Genomic DNA, 518 nt, shown 5'->3' on the forward strand with positions numbered 1-518 from the left:
TAATTAGAACTGTTCATTTTTCTAAAACTTCGATAAAGTTATTATTTTTTATTCTTCTGGGGCTAGCCCCAGAAGAATATTTTTTTGCATATGCTACCGGGGACATTTTTTCTAGTGCGTCGTGAGGTCTATGATTATTATAATCGTACATCCATATTTGTGTTTGTTCTCTTACTTGATCGATATCTTCAAAGACGTATTTATTGAGCACCCCTCTTCTATAAGAACCATTAAAACGCTCTATAAACGCATTTTGTGTTGGCTTGCCCGGTTGGATATATTGGAACTCTATTTCATGCATTTTGCTCCATTCTGCCGTAAGCTGTGCAATAAACTCGGGACCATTGTCCATCCTTATTTTCTTGGGTTTTTTCCTGCGGTTTATCAGATGGTTTAGCACCCAGACCACACGGTTGCTGGGAAGGGAAAAATCTACTTCAATATGTAAGGCTTCCCTGTTAAAGTCATCAATAATGTTGAAGGATCTGAATCGCCTCTTGTTCTCCAGGACATCGGTC

1 protein-coding gene is annotated in these 518 nt (G+C 38.6%); it reads right to left on the reverse strand.

The window, feature by feature from the left end:
- Positions 1 to 13 precede the first annotated feature (13 nt).
- A partial coding sequence (locus FKR84_RS13235) for an integrase core domain-containing protein (protein ID WP_141422540.1) occupies positions 14 to 518 on the reverse strand: 505 nt, incomplete at its 5' end.

It is taken from the genome of Haloflavibacter putidus, from assembly GCF_006546625.1.
Taxonomy (GTDB): domain Bacteria; phylum Bacteroidota; class Bacteroidia; order Flavobacteriales; family Flavobacteriaceae; genus Mesonia; species Mesonia putida.